General features: G+C 70.7%; 13 protein-coding genes and 1 pseudogene. 8 read left to right on the forward strand and 6 right to left on the reverse strand.

What is annotated here, in order from left to right:
• Window positions 1–9: 9 nt before the first annotated feature.
• Both ABZ664_RS36470 and ABZ664_RS36475 read right to left on the reverse strand, forming a co-directional pair.
• Complete coding sequence (locus ABZ664_RS36470) at window positions 10–435, reverse strand: nucleoside deaminase (protein WP_362521030.1); 426 nt, start codon at window positions 433–435, stop codon at window positions 10–12.
• Entirely contained in the window at window positions 432–1,301 is an 870-nt protein-coding gene (locus ABZ664_RS36475) for an LLM class flavin-dependent oxidoreductase (protein ID WP_362521033.1), read from the reverse strand. Before ABZ664_RS36475 ends, ABZ664_RS36470 begins: the two co-directional genes overlap by 4 nt.
• Window positions 1,302–1,466: 165 nt before the next feature.
• Here ABZ664_RS36475 and pyrF point away from each other — a divergent pair, with 165 nt between their 5' ends.
• Genes pyrF through ABZ664_RS36490 form a run of 3 tightly spaced genes read left to right on the forward strand, consistent with a single transcriptional unit; the run spans window position 1,467 to window position 4,155 of the window.
• A complete protein-coding gene (pyrF, locus tag ABZ664_RS36480; RefSeq protein ID WP_362521036.1) occupies window positions 1,467–2,294 on the forward strand; it encodes an orotidine-5'-phosphate decarboxylase in 828 nt (275 codons plus the stop codon).
• Window positions 2,288–3,295, forward strand: coding sequence for a 3-deoxy-7-phosphoheptulonate synthase (locus tag ABZ664_RS36485; RefSeq protein ID WP_362521039.1), 1,008 nt, complete (start codon window positions 2,288–2,290; stop codon window positions 3,293–3,295). Before pyrF ends, ABZ664_RS36485 begins: the two co-directional genes overlap by 7 nt.
• A gap of 44 nt (window positions 3,296–3,339) precedes the next feature.
• On the forward strand, window positions 3,340–4,155 hold the full coding sequence (locus ABZ664_RS36490) for an alpha/beta fold hydrolase (protein WP_362521042.1): 816 nt from the start codon (window positions 3,340–3,342) through the stop codon (window positions 4,153–4,155).
• Window positions 4,156–4,228: 73 nt separating this feature from the next.
• Here the strand turns inward: ABZ664_RS36490 and ABZ664_RS36495 are convergent, their stop codons facing one another.
• Together ABZ664_RS36495 and ABZ664_RS36500 are read right to left on the reverse strand one after the other, a co-directional pair.
• Window positions 4,229–5,386 (reverse strand): winged helix DNA-binding domain-containing protein, encoded by a 1,158-nt coding sequence (locus ABZ664_RS36495; protein WP_362521044.1) that lies wholly within the window; start codon window positions 5,384–5,386, stop codon window positions 4,229–4,231.
• Between the two features lie 11 nt (window positions 5,387–5,397).
• Window positions 5,398–6,609, reverse strand: coding sequence for a cytochrome P450 (locus ABZ664_RS36500; RefSeq protein ID WP_362521047.1), 1,212 nt, complete (start codon window positions 6,607–6,609; stop codon window positions 5,398–5,400).
• Window positions 6,610–6,820: 211 nt separating this feature from the next.
• Here ABZ664_RS36500 and ABZ664_RS36505 point away from each other — a divergent pair, with 211 nt between their 5' ends.
• The 5 genes from ABZ664_RS36505 (at window position 6,821) to ABZ664_RS36525 (ending at window position 15,695) form a co-directional block, all read left to right on the forward strand.
• Entirely contained in the window at window positions 6,821–9,367 is a 2,547-nt protein-coding gene (locus ABZ664_RS36505) for a prolyl oligopeptidase family serine peptidase (RefSeq protein WP_362521050.1), read from the forward strand.
• The gene (locus ABZ664_RS36510) at window positions 9,364–12,879 is read left to right on the forward strand and encodes an amino acid adenylation domain-containing protein (protein ID WP_362521053.1); all 3,516 of its coding nucleotides are present in this window, start codon (window positions 9,364–9,366) and stop codon (window positions 12,877–12,879) included. The genes ABZ664_RS36505 and ABZ664_RS36510 overlap by 4 nt, the downstream gene beginning before the upstream one ends.
• Before the next feature lie 1,505 nt (window positions 12,880–14,384).
• Window positions 14,385–14,537, forward strand: a complete 153-nt coding sequence (locus tag ABZ664_RS36515; RefSeq protein ID WP_362521056.1) for a hypothetical protein — start codon at window positions 14,385–14,387, stop codon at window positions 14,535–14,537.
• A 154-nt stretch (window positions 14,538–14,691) separates the two neighbouring features.
• Window positions 14,692–15,189: an SRPBCC family protein gene (locus tag ABZ664_RS36520; RefSeq protein ID WP_362521059.1), complete on the forward strand. Its 498-nt coding sequence runs from the start codon at window positions 14,692–14,694 to the stop codon at window positions 15,187–15,189.
• Window positions 15,186–15,695 (forward strand): DinB family protein, encoded by a 510-nt coding sequence (locus tag ABZ664_RS36525; protein ID WP_362521062.1) that lies wholly within the window; start codon window positions 15,186–15,188, stop codon window positions 15,693–15,695. The genes ABZ664_RS36520 and ABZ664_RS36525 overlap by 4 nt, the downstream gene beginning before the upstream one ends.
• 31 nt (window positions 15,696–15,726) lie before the next feature.
• On the opposite strand, the pseudogene ABZ664_RS36530 reads toward ABZ664_RS36525, so the two are convergent.
• Window positions 15,727–15,918 (reverse strand): annotated as a pseudogene (locus tag ABZ664_RS36530) (IS630 family transposase); the annotation flags it as partial.
• An 85-nt stretch (window positions 15,919–16,003) separates the two neighbouring features.
• The gene (locus tag ABZ664_RS36535; protein ID WP_362521065.1) at window positions 16,004–16,663 is read right to left on the reverse strand and encodes a TetR/AcrR family transcriptional regulator; all 660 of its coding nucleotides are present in this window, start codon (window positions 16,661–16,663) and stop codon (window positions 16,004–16,006) included.
• Window positions 16,664–16,762 lie beyond the last annotated feature (99 nt).

Below are 16,762 nucleotides of genomic sequence, written 5' to 3' on the forward strand. Positions count from 1 at the left end.
TCCCCGCCTTCAGTTGTAGTAACCCTCGACCGGGACGCGCGCCTCGGCGAACAGCGCGGGGCCCTCCTGGGACACGTGCGGCCAGCCGCCTCCCGGCTTGAGGCTCGCGAGCTGCTCGTTGGAGAGCGCGAACACGACACGGCCGAGCCCGGATCGTTCGATGGCGCCCGCGCACATGGGGCAGGGCTGGCAACTGGTGTACATGGTCGTGGCCGCCGCGACGTCGGGGGTGAGCTCACGGGCCGCCCACCTGGCCAGCTTCAGCTCGGGGTGGGCGCTGATGTCGCGGTCGCTGAGAACCGTGTTGTGCTCCTCGGCGAGGATCGTGCCGTCCGGGCCCACCAGCAGCGATCCGAAAGGTGCGTCTCCGGTCGCCCGCGCCCCGGCGGCGAGTTCGATCGCCCTGCGGAGATGCTTCTCGTCGTCGTGCGTCATGATCGTCCTGTTCGTGGTCGATGGGTGTCCAGGTCCCAGTGGGCCGCCACGGTCGCGAGCGCCTGCCAGGCCACCTCCGGGTGGCGCGTCTCCTGCGGGTCGCCGTTGAACGGATCGAGCACGACACTGTCGGCGCCGAGCAGGCGCAACTGTTCGAGGTCGTCGATGACCTGGTCGATCGTGCCCTCGCCGGCGAGACGCCCCGGAGCGGTGATCGGGGCCTGCGTGAGCCGCAGGACGATGCGGGGTGCGAAGCCCGGCACCGGCCGCCGTTCCTCGTCCGCGATGACCTTCAGCCGGTCCACCCCTTCGCGCAACCGGTCGAGGGGGAGGCGAAGCGGGTGCCACGCCTCTCCGAGGCGTACCGCCCGGCGCAGTCCCACGTCGCCGTTGCCGCCGACCCAGATCGGTATCCGCCCGGCCTGGTAGTCCTCGTCGTTCTCCCAGGCGGCGCGTATCACCCGGAGGTGATCGTCGGTCAGCGCCCCGCGCCGCTCGAAAGGAACCCCGAGCGCCTCGAACTCCTGACGCGCCCAGCCGACGCCCACGCCGAGGACGAGCCGCCCGCCGCTGAGCCGGTTGAGGTTGGCCGCCATGCGGGCGACGAGCAGCGGGTGGCGGTACGGCACGATGAGCACCGTGGTGCCGAGCCTGATCCCGTCGGTCACCCCGGCCAGCCAGGACAGGGTGGTGAAGGGCTCGTAGAACGGCGACGGATACTGCTCGGCGACGTCCGGGGTGATCACGACGTGGTCCGAGACCATGAGCAGGTGAAAGCCCAGGCCCTCCACCGTTCGCGCCCAGCCGCGCAACACACCGGGGTCGGTGCCCGGTCCGAAGTTCAGTACGTTGACGCCTACTCTCACCATCTCAGGTTATCGAGTGATCGTTCACAACGGAACGCCTTTACGATGTAGATCAATATATGTCCGCAACGCCGGCGAAAGAGCGGGGCGGGGATTCTAGCCGACGACGCCTCACCGGCGGACGGGCGCGATGCGGTTCCCGGCGCGAGTGTGTGCAATGGGTCCATGGCTGCCGTACCGATATGGACCGACCTGCTCAAGACCCGATCCGCCCTCTGCCTGGGAATCGCCCCCTCCCCCAAGTGGCTGGAGGCATGGAGGATGGACGACGACGTGGACGGGGCCCGGCGGATGTGCGGGGTGGTGCTGGAGGCCGCGGGCGAGCGGGTGTCCGTCTACCGGATCCAGGTCCCGTTCTTCACCCGCTTCGGCACCCCGGGCATGGACCTGCTGCGCGAGGTCGTCGACGGCGTGCACGAGCGGGGCTCACTCGCCGTGCTGGACGCGAAGGTGTGCGACGCCGACGACACGATGGACTCCTACGCCGGCCTCTACCTCGGTCCCGGCAGCGTGCTGGGCGGGGACGCGGTGACGGCGAACCCGTTCATGGGCTTCGCCGCCCTCGATCCCCTGCTGCGCCGGGCCCGTGACAGCGGGACCCTGGTCATGGTGCTCGTCCGCACCTCCAACCACGCGGCCGGCGGGGTCCAGGGCGCCGTGACCGGGTCGCGCACCGTCGCGCAACGCACCGCCGACGAGGTGCGGGAGTGGAACGACGAGCACGGCGTGGCCGCCGCGGCCGTGGTCGGGGCCGGCCGCGAGGAGGCGACCGACCTGGTGGCCCGCATGCCGTCGGCGGTCGTGGAACTGCCGGGCCTGGGCAGGGCCGGACGCGAGACCCGCGACCTTCTCGCCGTCGCCGCCGAGGCTCCGGGACGGGCCGTCCTGCCGGTCACGACCGGGGTGCTTCGGCACGGGCCCGGCGTCGCCGCGCTGAGCGCGAGCATCGCGGCCTGGCGAAAGGAGATCGACGCCGGGGTCCCGGCGTGCTGATCGAGCTTCGGCCCGGCACCTCCGCCGAGGTCGCCGAGGAGGTGGCGGCGCTGGCCGGGGCGCACGAGGACGTCGCCGCCTGGCCGGTCAGGCTGGCCGGGCGGGTCTTCGTCGTGGTGAGCGGCGACGAGTCCCTCGCCCGCGTACCCGCCTCGCCCGCCGTGCTGGCCCGTCGCCCGACCCCTGAGGGCCACTGGCTGGTACGGCGGGAAAGCGGGGTGGCACCGAGCGAGGTGGCGATCGGCGACGGGGTGGTGGGGGGAGATCGGCTGTGGTGGGCGGCGGGGCCGTGCGCGCTGGAGTCGGCCGAGGACGCGGTCGAGACGGCCCTGGCGGTCAAGGCGCAGGGGGCGCACGCCCTGCGGGCCGGGCTTTCCAAGACGCGCAGCAGCCCCTACCACTTCCCCGGCAAGGGCAGGCGTGGCCTGGAGGCGCTCGCGGAGGTCCGGCGGACTGCGGCCATCCCCGTGATCACCGAGGTGTGCGACCCGCGCGAGGTGGAGGCGGTCGCCGAGGTGGCCGACTGCCTGCAGGTGGACGGGCGACAGCTGGACAACCGCCCGCTCCTCGCCGAACTGGGCGCCCAGCCCAGGCCGGTACTGCTGATGCGGGGGCCTCGGGCGAGCCTGGACGACTGGCTGCGGGCCGCGGAGTTCGTCCTCACCCGGGGCAACGATGCCGTGGTGCTCTGCGCGGGCGCCTCGGGAACCCCGCCGCAGCCCGGGTTCGGGGCGATCGCCGCGCTGCGCGCCCGCACCGACCTGCCGGTGGTCTTCGACCCCAGTCACAGCACCGGCTCGGCCTCGCTGGTCGCCCCGGCCTCACTGGCGGCCGCGGCGTACGGCACGGACGGGCTGCTCATCGAGTCGTGTCCGAGGCCGGAAAGGATGTACCGGCCTGGCGACGCGGCGCACATGTTCCCACCCGAGTCCCTCGCGGACCTGGTCGCCGCCTGCGAGCGGGCCCGGGACTCCGCACGATCCCTGGCGGTTCCGCGATGACCGTTTCCTCGACCTCTGCGAGCTCTGCGACTTCCATGACCTCAGTGACCTCGACAACCCCGACTGTGACCTCGGCGACCTCGGCGCGTGCCGCGTCTCCCCCGTCCCCCGCGGTCCATCCCGCGAGCTGGCTGGTGCCGCTGCACCGGCCGGAACGACCCCGCGCGAGGCTGGTCTGCGTACCCAACGCCGGAGGCGGCGCCACGACGTTCCGCGGCTGGGCCGACCTGCTCCCCGGTGACGTGGAACTGTGGGCGGTGCGCTCGCCGGGCAGGGAGACCCGCATCTCGGAGAAACCTCGGCACAGGCTGTCGATGATCGTCGACCCGGTGATCGACGGGCTGTCGCGCCTGGAGACGCTGCCGTTCGCGCTGTTCGGGCACAGCATGGGCGCGCTGGTGTCGTTCACGGTGACGCGGCGGCTGCGCTCGCGCGGGTTGCCGGGCCCCGGACGGCTGTTCGTGTCGGGCTGGAACGCCCCTCAGGTCCGCGACGGCATGCCGCGGCTCGGGCAACTCGGTGACGAGGACCTGATGCGGGTGCTGCACCGGCTGGACGGCATCCCCCCGGAGGTGATCGGCAACGCGGAGCTGATGAGCCTCATCATGCCGGTGCTGCGGGCGGACCTGAACGCCGCCGAGTCCTACGTCCACGAGGACGAGCCACCGCTCGCCTGCCCGATCTCGGTGTTCGGCGGGAACGGGGACCCGACCACGACGGCGGCCGGGTTGAGCGCGTGGAGCGCGCAGACAGGGGCGGCGTTCCGGCTGCGACTGCTGCCAGGTGGGCACTTCTTCATCCACACCCAGCGCCGCACCATGCTGCGCGCGATACGGGAGGATCTCGGCACCTGCCGCTGAGCCCGCCGAGGGCGTACCAGAAGGAGCTCGGCACCTGCCGGCTGTGCCCGCCCTGCGGTGTCCGAGGAGGAGCTCAGCGCTTCTTGCCGACGAGTTTTCCCATGGACAGGGTGGCCTCGGCGCCGTAGAAGCGGCCGACGCGCTCGACCTCCTTCTCCAGCTCCTCGCTCTGGCCGGAGTCGAGCTTGACGAACGACTCCAGCTTGATCTCGACCTTGCCGCCCTTCTCCCTGCGCTCCCACATCCCGGCCACGACCCCGTCGACGAGCATGATCTGGTGGGCGACCGCGCCCTCGTACCTGCCCCTGCCGTGCTCGAAGACGCGAGCGGCGGTGTCCTTGGGCACGACGACCTCCTTGGGGCCGCTGCCGAGGACGTACGCCTCGTACTGCGGCAGCAGCCGCACGCAGCTGGGGTCGGACGGCCAGCGGCCCTCGTCGGCGGCGAGGACGTACGCCTTGCGTCCCTCGACCTCGACCTGGGCGACCTCCTCGCCGAGCGACTCCAGCGCCTCGCGCGCCTCGGGCGGCCTGAGCGCGAACCAGCGGGCCAGGTCCTGGTGGGTGGCGGGACCGTACGCGCGCAGGTAGCGGCGCACGATCTCCATCGCCGACTCCTCTGGGTCCGGCTGGTCCTTCACCTCGGTCTTCAGCCCCGCCCACCGGTCGGGCCTGACATAGGTGACCTTGGCTCCGCGTACCGGCCCGAAACAGAGCACGCCGAGGTAGGCGACGGGACGCAGCAGCTCGCCCCAGTTGGAGGCGAGCTTGTCCTTCGCCCACGCTCCGACGCGGCCGGAGACCTCCCCGGCGAGCTCCTCGCGGGTGAGGCACTCGCCGTCCAGCGCGTCGCGAACCGCGTCGACGAACGCCTCGCCCTGCTTGGCGGTGAGCCCGTGGTGGGCGTGCCAGCTGTCCTTGGCGCGCCAGTAGGGCTTCCAGCGCATCGCGGCCATCCACAGGGCCAGCTCGTCGGCGGCGTGCACGTGCAGGGTGCCGCGCAGGCTGTACGTCTTGACCAGGCGCTTCTTGTCGTACAGCTCCGCGCGCACCTGCTCCTGCGTGGCGTCCTTCACCCGTGCCCCGATGGCCAGCTCGGCCGCGGCGGCGACCTGCGACTGCACCCCGCACACGTCGCGCACGGGTTTGCGCAGGTCGCCGGAGACGGGTTTCACGAGGTGATGGCGGGCCAGCCGCCGCGCGTGGACCTGATCCCAGGTGAGTGAGTTCATGGTCGACGCTTCTACCCCATGGGATGGAGCCGAACCTGGACGTGCTTGACACCGTTGATGACGGGAGAGCGCAGATAGTCGGGCGGCCCGAGCAGTTCCGCCCCTGAGACCGAGTTCGCGAGCTCGTCCAGGAAGACGGTGAGTTCCAGCTCGGCGAGGGCGGCTCCCAGGCAGAAGTGCGGGCCGGAGCCGAACGCGACGTGCCCGCTGCGGGAGCTGCGCGGACGCCCGACGTCGAACACCTCGGGAGAGTCGAACACCCGCTCGTCACGGTTGGCCGAGGTGTGCCAGATGACGACGTCCTGGCCCTCGTGAATGGTCTTGCCGTGCAGCTCGGTCTCGCGGGCCGCACGGCGCAGCACGTGGCGGCTGGGTGAGGTCCAGCGCAGCAGCTCGCCCACCGCGTTGGGCACCAGCTCGGGTTCCTTGCGCAGCCGGTCCCACTGGTCGGGGTGCTCCATGAAGGCGAGCAGTCCCCCGACCGCGGCGTGCCGGGTGGTCTCGTTGCCGCCGAGCATCAACACGTCGAAGAAGAGCAGGCACTCCTCCTCGCTCAGCACCCCCGCGTCCTGGGAGCGGGCGAGCAGGCTGACGATGTCGTCGCCGGGCGACCTGCGGCGTTTTTCCACCAGGCCCTGGCAGTACAGCAGGAGCTGGCCGTGCGCCTGGGCGGCGTTGGCGCGCACGTCGGAGGTCATCTGGTACTCGCTGTCGTGCGAGCCGAACGCCGTGGAGGTGAGCCTGAGCATCAGGTCCCAGTCCTGGCGCGGCACGTCGAGCAGCGCGGAGATGCCCGCGACGGGCAGCGCCGCCACGACGGTGGCGAAGTCGCACTCCCGGCGTTCCAGCGCGTCGGCGAACACGTCCTTGACGACCGAGCGCAGGTACGGCTCCAGGGCGGCGATCGCCCGGGGGGTGAAGCACTTGTTGACCAGCTTGCGCAGCTCGGTGTGGCGGGGCGGGTCCGTCGTGTTGATCATCTTCCCGGATCCCTGGTCACCGGTGTTGCGGTGCGGGCCGAGGGTGTTGGTCTGGTTGGAACTGAAGGTCTGGGGGTCCTTCTGGACGTTCACACAGTCCTCGTAGCGGGTGACCGACCAGAAGCCGGGCTCCCTGCCGTCGGGGTTCCAGTAGAGCGGGTCGTTGTCTCGCAGGTGGCGGAAGACCTCATGGGGTCTGTCGCCGACATGCAGATCGGCATCGGCCAGATCGACATCAGTCATTTAGGAACTTCCCATTCCTCGGAGAATTTTCCGGCAGAAGTCATCTCGCCGGCGGGATGGCTCGATTACCGGCGGGCCCGATTACCTGCGGGGCGGCCTCGATTAACCCGCGTACCGCCCCGATTAAGGCGAGTGCGGGATTATAGGCCGCCTTCCGGAGACCTGTCCGAGCGTTTTTTCCTGTTTCCGGTGACATGGTTATCGTCCTCCCATGGTTCTACGTGTCAAGCTCGCCCTGTCATTGCTCACGGCCGCCGCCCTGGTGGGAGGTGCTTCACCACCGGCTTCCCCGGTGGCGGAACGACCCGTCGCCGAGGAGGCCGCGCGGCCGTTCGCGATGCAGGACTTCATGACCACGAAGAAACTCGGTCAGGTCGTGCCGTCCCCCGACGGTAAATCGGTGGCGGTGGTCGTGAAACGCGGCCCGAGCGAGTCGAGTAGATATGGGGCATCATTTGTCGATGGAAACGAGCGCGCGGACATCTGGATAGTGGACGGCCAGGGTCCGGCGCGCGACGTGACGCACGGCGCGAAGGACGGCACCGGCCACTACAACCCGGTGTGGTCGCCCGACGGGCGCATGCTCGCCTTCGCCTCCACCCGGGGCGGCGACGACGTGTTCCTGCACGTGTGGGACCGCGAGACGGGCGAGACCCGCAAACTGACCCCGCGCGGGGTGCAGACGATGACGAACGCCTCGGGCTACCTGATCCAGTGGCTGGACGAGCGGCGGGTGATCGCCCCGATGGTGAACGCCGGCCGCTGGGCGCTGGAGTACGGCCAATGGCTGGAGGCCCAGCGCGTCGCCCCGAAGCAGTGGGCGAAGGTCGAGCAGGGCAAGGAGGCCACCGCCTCGGTGCTCGACAGCTCCACCGCCCAGGGCCAGGACAAGCTGGACGAGGAGATCGCCGTCATCGACGCCGTCACCGGAAAGCTCACCTCGGCGGGGCCCGCCCGTACCTACACGGCGGGCAACCTGGTGGCCGATCCGACCGGACGCCTCATCGCCCGGGTGGACGACCTCGGCCCCACCCCGGCGGTCGCCGGGCAGCTCAAGCGTGTCCTGGAACGGCGCACCCAGCTCGCGATCGCCTCCGCCTCCGGCGGGCAGCCGCGCGTGGTGACCGAGGTGCCGAACCCCTCGGTCACCGTGCAGCCCCGCTGGGCCGCCGACGGCTCCCGGCTGCTGGTCGTCGGCAAGACCACCCCCGAGACACCTGACCCGTTCACCGCCTACCTCGTACCCGCCGCCGACGGGAAGGCCACGCCGCTCGCCGCCGACCGGCTCGTCGCGACGGGCCTGCTGTGGGGCGCCGGGACCCCGCTGGTGCGCGGATCAAAGGTCGTCGATGCTGTGAACCCGATGGCCCGCCAGGACTGGTGGGCGTTCGATCCCGCCGACCCGGCCGCCGCGCCGCGCGACCTCACCTCGCGGTTCAAGGTCCCGCCGCTGGAGCTGGTACCGGTGCCCGGCGGCGTGCTGGGCGTGGCCGACGGGCGCGCCTGGCTGATCGACCCGCGTACCGGAAAGACGCGCGACCTGAACGCGGGCGGTGCCGCTCCACTGGCGGAGCTGGCCTGGCCGCTGGACGACAACGTCAAGCGCAACGGTGTGCGGCCCACCGACCGGGGAGGGGCCGAGCCGGCCAACCCCCGCCTCGACCACGACTTCCCCGTGGTGCTCGCCCGGGACGCCAAGGGCGGCCTGTACGAGCTGGCGCCCGGCGCCTCACCCGTGCTGGCCCCGCTCCCGCTGCCCCACCCCGAGGCGGGCGTCGCCGGGTACTCCCCCGCGAGCCGCACCGCGGTCTTCGGCGCGGGCGGCGACCAGGGCACCGCGCTGTGGACCTCCCAGGCGGGCCGCCACACCCAGCGGCTCTCGCTGAACGGCCACCTCGCCCAGGTGACCCCTCCAAAACGGGAGCTCATCACCTACAAGGGGGCGAACGGGGAGAAGCTCACCGGCGCGCTGCTGCTGCCGCCGGACCACCGCGACGGGCAGCGCCACCCGCTCGTGGTCAACGTGTACGGCACCAGGATCGTCTCCACCTTGGCGGACGTGCCGGAGTTCCAGGTGAACAACCCGAGTTACCTCACCCTGCAGTTCCTCGCGGCCGAGGGTTACGCCGTGCTCGTCCCCTCCATCCCCCGCCCCCAGGGCAAGGCCGCGGCCGAGCCGATGACCTGGCCCACCAAGCCGATCATGAACGCGGTGGACGCCGCGATCGACGAGGGCGTGGCCGACCCGAAGCGGCTCGCGGTGCTGGGACACTCCTTCGGCTCCTACAACGTGCACAGCCTGGTGACGCAGACCGACCGCTTCAAGGCGGCGATCGCGATCTCCGGCTTCTCCAACGTGATCAGCAGCTACGGCGTGTTCGACTCCCGCTTCCGCTACACGCCCCGCGCGCAGGAGTGGTTCGCGCCCGCCTACATCGAGGACCCCGCGTTCGAGTTCGGGCTGGGCAAGCCGCCGTGGGAGGACCCGCAGAGGTACGTGCGCAACAGCCCGCTCCTGCACGCGGGCAAGATCAAGACGCCGGTGCTCATGCTGCACGGCGAGCGTGACTACCTGACCCACACCGGCTCGGAGGAGATGTACACCGCGCTGGCCAGGCAGGCCAAGAAGGTACGGCTGGTCAGCTACTGGGGCGAGGCGCACATGCCGTACTCGATGATCTCCCCCGCGAACTTCCAGAGCATGATCGAGCAGGAGCTGGAGTGGCTCCGCCTGAACCTGCCCGGAGGCACCCCGTGAGACTCTTCTCGCCCGCCCAGGAACGGGCCTGGCTGGAACACCGGATTCGCGGCGACGCCGTACCCGACGGGATCTCCCTGCGGCTGCGGCTGACCGGCCCCCTCGACGAGAAGGCGCTGGGCTCGGCGCTCGGCGACCTGGCCGCGCGGCACGAGGTGCTGCGCTGGACCCTGCCCACCCGTGGCGACGGGCCTCGCCCGGTGGTGTCGGCCGGGGCTCTGCCCGCGCCCCGCGTGGTGCCGGTCGCACCGGAGAGGCTCGGCGCGGCGCTGGCCGAGGTGGAGTCCCGGCCGTTCGACCCGGTGACCGGGCCGCTGGCGCGCGTCTCCCTGCTCGCGCTCGGCCCCGAGAAGCACGTGCTGGTGGTGCGCATGCACCCGTGCGTCGCGGACGAGGGCTCGGTCGCGGTGCTCGCCGCCGACCTGGCCGAGCTGTATCGGGCAGGGGCCGAGGGCGACTCCCCGCGACTGCCCGGCACGCCCCGCGTACCCGGCAGGGACGACTTCCCCCGTCCGGACGCGAAGGACCTCGACACGAACGACCTCGACACGAAGGCTCCCGGCGCGTCGGCGTCGCTCCCCGGCGTCCGAGACTCGGCGCCGGTTCGCGGCCGAGACGCCGCACCCGCCGACCTCCTGGCGGCCCGGCCGCGAACCGGCAGCGGCTCCGCAGTGATCGGCGACGACAGGCGGGAGTTCTGGCGCGAGGCGCTGCGAGACGTGCCGCCGCTGGAGGTGGCCACCGACCGGCCACGCCCCGGGCACCGCTCCGGCGCGGGCGGGGCGCACCGCTTCGAGGTGGTCGTACCGTCCGAGCTGGGCTACCCCTCCCTCGCGGTGCTCGCGGCGTTCGCCGTCCTGCTGTCGCGTTGCTCGGGCCAGGAGCGGTTCACGATCGGCGCGCACGCCCCGGGGCGTGTCTCGGGGCTGCTCGGCGGGGAGCCGAACGAGTTCGCGGGCACGGCCGGGCCGCTGGACGACCTCGCCCCCCTGCCGGTGGACCTGTCGGGCGACCCGGACCTCGCCACCCTCTCCGCCCGGCTGGGGCGGGCCGTGGACGACGCCTGGCGGCACCGGCTGCCCCTGCAGGACCTGGTCTCCGCCGTCGCGCCGCCCCGTGACCCCAGCCGGGGCGCGCTGTTCGACGTGGCGTACGGCGTCGTGTCCCCTCCCGCCTCGTACGAGGCGGCGGGCCTGCGCCTCGAACCGCTCGGCGACGAGGAGCCCGCCGCCCGGCGTACGGCCTGCGACCTGGACCTGCGTCTCACCGCGGAAACACCGGACAGGACCGGAACCAAGAACGGCGAAGGCCGGAGAAACGGGGCCGGAGAAGGAACAGGGATCGGGAACGGAGAAGGCACCGAGGACGGCCACCTGTTCCAGGCGACGCTGACGTACGCCACCGACGTCTTCGACCACGCCACGATCGAACTGATGGCCGCCCGCCTGACCCGGCTACTCGGTGAGATGGCCCGCTCCCCCGCGCGGCCGGTGCTCGACCTGCCACTCGACGACCGCTCAGGACCGATCGCGGGCCCGCCCGCGGCGGTGGACCTGGACTCTTCGGACTCCACCCTGGCCGCGCTGATCGCCGCCCAGGCCCGGCGCACCCCTGAGGCGACGGCCGTGGACGGGGACGACGAGCGGCTCACCTACCGCGAGCTCGACGAACGCGCCCGTGAGCTGGCCGGATGGCTCGCGGCCGAGGGGGTGGGCCCCGGCACCGTGGCCGCGATCTGCCTGCCGCGCTCGGCCCGCCTGGTCACGGTCGTGACCGGGGTGCTGTACGCGGGCGGCGCGTTCCTCGCTCTCGACCCGTCCCAACCGGCCCCCAGGCTGGAGTACCTGCTGTCCGACGCGGCGGCGGCCGTCCTGGTGAGCACCGGGGAAATCCTCGGCGGCCTGCCCGAGGGCGGGGGGCGCCGCCTCGACCTCGACCGGCGCGACCCCGCTCCCCTTCCCCTCGACCGTCTCGCCCCCGGCCCGCCCGGCCCTGCCGGACCCCACGACCTCGCGTACATGATCTACACCTCGGGCTCGACCGGCCTGCCCAAGGGGGTGCTGCTTGAGCACTCCGGCGCGTGCAACCTGGTCATGGCCCTCGCCCCCGAGCTGGGGATCGGTCCTGGGGTGCGGCTGCTGCAGTTCGCACCGCCGACCTTCGACGCCTGGGTGTGGGAGGTGTTCACCACGCTGGTCTCCGGGGGCACCCTGTGCGTGCCGGAGGCGGGGAACATCCTCGTCGGCCGGGCGCTGAGCAGGTGCCTGTCGGAGCGCGAGGTGAACGCCGTGCTGCTGCCCCCCTCGGTGATCGCGACGCTGCCCGGCGACGACCCGCTGCCCGGCCTGCGGGTGCTGGTCACCGGCGGCGAGGCATGCATTCCCGACCTGGTGGAGCGCTGGGGCACCGGCCGGCGCATGGTCAACGCCTACGGGCCGACCGAGGCGACCGTCATCGCGACCCTGGCCGACTGCTCACCCGGTGAGGGCGTACCGCCGATCGGGCTGCCCATGGCTGGAGCGTACGCGCTGGTGCTGGACGCCGCCGGACGCGTCGCACCGTGGGGGGTGCCCGGGGAGCTGCACGTCGGCGGCGCGGGCGTGGCACGCGGCTACCACCGGCGGCCCGCGCTGACCGCCGAACGGTTCGTCCCTCTCGCCGGACGACCACCCACGGCACCGGACACATCCTCACCTTCGGCCCTGGATGGACCCCCACCCTCGGCGCCGGACGGGCCTTTCCCTTCGACGTCAGACGGGTCGTCCCTCTCGGGTTCGAATGTTCCCTCCCCCTCGATGTCGACCGGCCCCTCCCCCTCGGTGCCGGGCGGGCCGCCTCCGGTGTACGGCGGGCGGCTCTATCGGACCGGTGACCTGGTACGGCAGCGCTCCGACGGCCGCCTCGACTTCATCGGCCGGGTGGACCACCAGGTCAAGCATCGCGGTTACCGGATCGAGCTGGGCGAGATCGAGCAGACGCTGCGGGCCTGTCCCGGCGTGGACGACGCGGCGGTGACCCTGGAAGACGAGCAACTGGTGGCCTACGTGGCCGCCTCCACCTCGGACTCCACCGCCGCGTCCGGCGCGGGATCCACCGCGACCGCCACCTCCGCGATGACGATGACGGCGAAGGACGTCAGGGCGTGGACGACCGGGCGGCTGCCCGGCTACATGGTGCCGGGGACCGTGCACGTGCTGGACGAGTTGCCGCTGACCACCGCGGGCAAGATAGACCGCCGCAGGCTCGCCGCCTCGGCCGCCCGCGCCGGGAGCCGGTCCGACGAGCCGCGCGACCGGCTGGAGCTGGAGGTGCTTGAGGCTTTCCGGCGGGTGCTGGGCGAGCCGGGTATCGGCCCGCACGACGCCTTCTTCGAGTCGGGCGGCGACTCCCGGCTCGCGGTGACGTTGCTCGGCCACCTGCGCGGCGGTCTGCGCAGGCCGATGGCCGCCCGCCTGCTCTGGGAGCGTCCCACGGCCGCGGGCCTGGCCTCGGCACTACGCGAACTCGGATAGACCGGCACCGTTGTCGGACAGGATCCACACAGGATTTCCTTGATGGCCGCTTTCACGAAACGGCGGTCAGCTCCCAAACGGCAGCACCTGTTTTTCTCCTGATCACCTCTCGTTGGCGATGGGTCTATTGGGCGAGCTTCGCCGTGTACGGCTCGCTCCTGTTCGTCCATGGGTTCGAAGTGATCTGGATTGAATTCCAGTTGGGGAGTTTGATCGTCGCGGGGCTCTCACTCGTAGTGGTCGGCTATCTGGCATCCCCGGCGTCGCACCGATGGTTCAACCGCTAGATCAGTGCCTGTTATTGATGACGAACCAGACGTGTGCACTCCATCTCGGCGCCCTGGGCCTGGGACGGCTGCGCACGGACGGTCGGAGCGGCCCTGGCAGGCGGATGGCGCACGGCCAGGGAACCACTTAATTAATAAAATTAATTCGACGACTCGGCATGTCTTCGCGTGGACCTTTTCGGCCACGATATGACCTGGATCACATCAGCGATGACCTATTGGCGTGGCTTTAAGATGACCGCTGGTGAGGGCGCTACCTGGCGGTGCGGGTGACCCGTGGACTGGTAACAAGAATTACCGAAGGGATTTTGGCTGTCCGTAACGGGCGCACGGCGGGCGCTTGCCTGCTGTGAGCGGAACGAGGAATAGAAGTTCTCCGTTGGTCAATTCACAAGTACCGTCGAGCAGGGGAGTGTGAATTGACACTACGGGGAGGATCTATCCCCGTACGACTCGAAGATCTTTTCCCGCACGACTGTTTGACGTCGGAGAAAGTTCTGATTAGCCGATGAAAAGATCGCACTAAACCGATAGATATGAGCGCACGTAATTTCGGCGGGAAGGTAGCGGGTGAGTTTCGACTTCGACGGGTTCATAGCGGAAATCCGCAGAGTGATATGTAGGAATGGCTGGTGAACTGGCCGCAATTGAAGGAGTGGGGAACGAAAGCCTCGGCGGCACCGGGGATCCGGGCCATGGCGGTGCATGAGGATCAGGGGGCGCGGATCAGCACGGTGTGGACGTGGGAGAACGGACGGTCGGAGAGCAAGGTCGGTCATCGCGGGTCGTGGCAGTCAGCGGTGCGGGCTTATGCCATCTAGGAATGGCAACGGCCAGGAAAACCCCTGAGAGAAAGGGATCTTTTCGTGCGTCTTGTTGCGGGTGCCCAGGTCACCGATACGCATGTGCTGGTGGCCTTCGTTGCGGCGGTCGTGTTCGTACTCTTCTACATGTGGTGGCGGGACGAGAAAGACGACAGCTGGCTGGCGAAGCGCTCGGAGCGGCACAACACTCGCAAGCCCCGATATGTCGAGCATGCTCCGGGTCACCGTGTCCTCGCTGAAAAGTCCCCGAGTCATCATGTCCTGGGTGCACGGTCAGAGGTCGTGCGCGCCAGGTAGGCGCCGGTGGAGGAACCGCGTCTCTGGGAGCAGGCTCCCAGACTGGGATCCTTCGACAGGCCGAGGAAAGCCGAAGTACGGGATGAGACTTGGAGACATGGTCATTAAAGCTGTGGAAGCCGCACTGCCCCTCCACATCGCGGCTCTGGCAGCTGGCATACCGACCACTCCGGCCGGCCCGCACGAGTGCGCGAGTGCGAGCACCCGCTGCGACGGCGGCATCGACTCCTCGCCCGGCACCTTCGGCTAGTGCTGTGACCTCATAGGTTCGCCGGGTGGCTGGGTCAGGCCTTGATCGCCAACCGACGGCATGTGGAACGTCCTCGGCGAGGCGTTGTCGTACCCCCGGTGTAGCGTCCGGGCCGGAGTCAGGTTCATGCTCTGCGGTTAACGGAGGCACGCGGATGACGAGTACGACAGGCGAGCCCGTGGTGGTGGTGTCCCGGCGCATCGGGGCCCCGGCGGAGGAGATCTTCCGGGTCCTGGCCGACCCCGGACGGCACCCGGACCTCGACGGCTCGGGGATGCTGCGCGGTGGCGTCTGCGACGCCGTGGTCTCGGGCGTCGGGGACGTCTTCGTGATGCGGATGCATTACGAGCGATACGGCGACTATGAGATGAACAACCACGTCGTCGAGTACGAGCCGGACCGTCGCCTCGGCTGGGAGCCGAGGCCCGGTCGCGGGCACCCGGACGCCACCGCGCCCGGGGCCGCGTGGGGCCACCGGTGGATCTTCGATCTGCTCCCGGACGGAGCCGGGGTGACGGTCGTGACCGAGACCTTCGACGGTTCGCGCATGCCGGAGGACAAACGCGCGGAAGTGGACAGCGGGCGCGCCTGGTGGCAGACGCAGATGGCGAGCACCCTGGAACGCCTCGCCGAACTGTGCGCCGCCCGGTGAACGCCGAACTCGACGCCCTCAAGGGAGCCCTGGACCGTCAGCGCGAGCATGTCCTCAGGGTCCTGGAAGGGCTCTCGGAGGAGGATCTGCGGCGGCCGGTGCTGCCCAGCGGCTGGAGCTGCCTGGCATTGCTGCGCCACCTCACCCTGGATGTCGAACGCTTCTGGTTCCCCGGGGTGATCGCGGGCGAACAGGATGTGGCCGGACAGCTCGCGGCAGGCGCGGAGGCGCACTGGTACGTACCCGAGGGGATGACCGTCGACGAGGTCTTCGCCGACTACCGGGCGGCCATCGCGCGTGCAGACGCCGTGCTCGCCCCCGCCGCGCCCGAACAGGAGCCCGCCGCCTGGCCCGTGGAGATCTGGCCGACCTGGCAGCTGCCTGACGTGCGGCACATCCTGATCCACGTGCTCACCGAAGTCGCCTGCCACAGCGGCCACTTGGACGCGGTGCGCGAACTGATCGACGGCACCACTTGGCTCGGCGGCAACCCCTACGCCGGATAGTTCTGTGACCGGGTGAGGTGCGTCGGGTTCTTCAGGCCGCGGTGGCGAGAGGGCGTCCGCCCCAGCGGATGCCTTTCTCGCTGCGGATGCGGGCGCGTTCTTTGCGTTCGGCGGCCAGGACATCGCGGTGGCGGGCATTGGCGTTGCGCCAGCGCAGGTAGGCGTGCAGGGCCCGGGTCTGCACGGTGTGATTTGGGTGGTTGGAGTTGGCGATGGTGAACTGTGGTGGCCGTCTGGATTCGGATCGGACGTCACCGCACATCCAACCGCCACGACCACCAACCCGGCGAACCTATGCGGTCACAGCACTAGACGGCGTCCGGGCCGAAGGCTCGCAGGAACGTGTGGACGGCGGCGGCGGCCACGCTCCGCAGCTCGGCGTCGGCGACCTCGCGGGTGCCGAGCCGGGACCGCGCCTCCATCGGGCCGGTGAGCAGGGCGCTGAACTGTTCGGCGGCCCGGGCCGGGTCGGTCGCGCGCAGGCGGCCGGCGAGCGTGAGCCTGGCCAGCCGGTCGGCCAGGGCCTGGGCGACGCGCTCGGCCGCGCGCCCCTGGACGATGTCGAGCAGGTCGGGAAACTGGTTGAGCTCGGCCGCGAGGAGTCGCCGCAGCGCCCAGGATCGGTCGTCGCAGTAACAGCGGAGCAGGCTGTGACCGACCTCCTCCAGCATCGCGCGCGGCTCGCCGTCGTCGCCGGTGAGCCGCTCCAGCGCGGCCATGTTCTTGGCCAGCGCCCTGTCGGCCTGAGCGGTGATCGCCTGACGGAGCAGGGTCTCCTTGTCGCCGAAGTGGTTGTACACGGTGGCCTTGGCGACGCCCGCCTCGGCGGCGATCACATCCACTCCGGCCTGGGCGTATCCCTGGCGGGCGAACACGGTGAACGCGGCGTCCAGGATCGCCTGCCGCTTGTCGATGCGTCCGCGTGCGGGGGCGAGATCCCGCCCGGCCGAGGTTCCCGCTCCGTTCATGGGCCGCATCCTAGCGCGTCGATCACCCAACCATACTCATGAGTCTAGCTATCTGGACTCAATTGACTAAGACTTCTCGGTCTTCTAATTTGTACTCGC

It is taken from the genome of Streptosporangium sp. NPDC006930, assembly GCF_040635605.1.
Taxonomy (GTDB): Bacteria; Actinomycetota; Actinomycetes; order Streptosporangiales; family Streptosporangiaceae; genus Streptosporangium.